The 2,043-nt window shown below is 45.0% G+C and carries 2 protein-coding genes; both read right to left on the bottom strand.

Features of this window, described 5'->3' with window-relative positions:
- Positions 1–97: 97 nt before the first annotated feature.
- Complete coding sequence (locus tag AB6E51_RS24240) at positions 98–256, bottom strand: Hok/Gef family protein (RefSeq protein WP_321166794.1); 159 nt, start codon at positions 254–256, stop codon at positions 98–100.
- Positions 257–841: 585 nt separating this feature from the next.
- Positions 842–2,043 (bottom strand): type IV secretion system DNA-binding domain-containing protein (locus tag AB6E51_RS24245; protein WP_372127323.1); only part of this gene is annotated, 1,202 nt, incomplete at its 5' end.

Genomic DNA, 2,043 nt, shown 5'->3' on the forward strand with positions numbered 1-2,043 from the left:
TGGAAATCACCAAAAGTAGCTAGGGGAATGGGGCGCTTAGACGTATGCAGGCGACAAGAAAGGTAGCGGCAAAGGCTAAAGCCTTTACCGCTTGACCTTAACGTCTTACTTCGTAGGCAAATCTTATTTGAAGGTCATTGTTTGCCCCCTTGTAATGAAATTCACACAGTGAATCTCGAAAGAGAGCGGTTAATAACACAGTGGTCACGCAGACCACCAGTAACGCCCCAAGGACGGTTTTCTTCGGCATAATCATTGCCTCCTGTAGAGTTAAGAGGCTATTATCAAGTTGCTAAACATGGATAGGGCCTCGTTTGAATTTATAGTTCATTCGGGGCTTTTTCATATCTGCGGTTTGGCAAACGCTTAAACACAGATAGTCTAAGCGCCCAGAGGCCTTGTATCAGAATTGGGTGTGTGGGCTACTTTTGGTGGAGAGGTGAATGCGGTTTTTGTAATAAAAGGATGCGGAACAGAAATTGTTAGCTCTCAAAGCTAGAATCGACAAATAAGACTGTCAAAAACAAGCAACCTATAGAGGCGCGTGTTACGAGCATTTGCCAGCAAAAATGAGCGTTCCTTTTTAAGGATTGACTCGATAAGTAGGAGGGTATTTTGCTTTTGAGTGCGCTGCATTGAAGACATAGCATGGTGTTTTTCCTTTTCATCAAATATTGAGTGTATTGGAGAGGGCAGTCGACCTCATTCAATCACAATAAAAAATCGTCATGAGAGCCGTTTGATTCATTGGTAAAGTTTTAAGAGCTTCGGTTGGGGATGTGGTTCACGGGACGCATTTTCCTATTACTACGGTATTGAGTAATGCCTCAAACCCCGTAGATTAATCATCGTACATCTCTCCAGTATCTTGTTGTGTAATGGACGCTTCTTCGGTCTCTCGTTGCAATTCGTCTTGAGTTTGCTCAGCCAGTTGTTGGTTCTGCCCCTGTTTCAATGGCGGTGTGGATGACTTTGACGTTTTCGTCATGGTTTGTTTTTGGCTTTCTCTTGCTTGCTGCTGCTCGGTTTCGTTCTCATAAGTGCTTTGTTGGATAGCCAGTAAGCGTTTTCTTTGCGTTTCATCGAGTTCATGCAATGCAATTAACTCATGAAAAATCAAGGCTTGGTCTAGGCTCTCCATCTTTTCACCACCAGGAATAACTCGCTTCATAAACGACGGCTGAATGTTGCTCATTCGGTCGTACTTTAGTTGGAGCTTAGTGATTAACATGGAGTTCGGAGTGCGCAGGTAACATTCCAAATCATCCAGTCCTTGGATTTCAGCAGGGGAGACGACAGGGCGCGTTTTGTTTTGATGGCCCAATGACACACCATCACGCAGTGCATTTGCGCCGTAAGAAATATTTTCTCGAGATATGTCAATCTCTTGCTCACCCAAGTCGTCAGAGGCGACGGTTGCCATGGCTTTTGAGGGTGCGCGGAAGAAAAAGCGCGTATTCAGTAAGTCAAAAATAACTCTAGCCGCATTGTGGCCATAAGTCGTTTCTAGTTGAGCATAAGACTGCAATCCGAGTAGATAACAGCCACCAAACTTACGCACTTCTGAAATGATGTGCGTAAGCTCTGGTAGCTTATGCAAGGTTGGCATTTCATCGATGATGACCCAGATACGACGGTCTTCGTCAGGCTCCATCCCCAAGATGGCGTTAGAGGCAATGGCAAGCCACATCGATATCAGTGGTCTGAGCGCAGTGTGCTGTCTTGCGTTACTGGAGAGAAATAAAAAACCTTGCTGCGATTCATCTTGTACCCAATCAGTGATGGAAAATCTCGCCCGTTTACGGTTTCCTTGACTGTCTTTTTCATCGAGACCATGTAGGTAGCGCAGAGACTTAATGTAAGTAGCCAAAACCGATTTGATGGAAATGGCGGTCTTCTCGATGCTTTTCGAAACAAGAGAGCTGGCTTCAGTACCTTTTAAGTGTTCATCCAGCTTTGAGAGTTCCGACATTAAGATGAGATGGAGAAGATTTTCGACGCTGCACTCGTGTTTGTCATCGAGCATCATCTGGTACGCAGTGG

The organism is Vibrio sp. 10N.247.311.47 (assembly GCF_041467535.1).
Classification (GTDB): domain Bacteria; phylum Pseudomonadota; class Gammaproteobacteria; order Enterobacterales; family Vibrionaceae; genus Vibrio; species Vibrio crassostreae_C.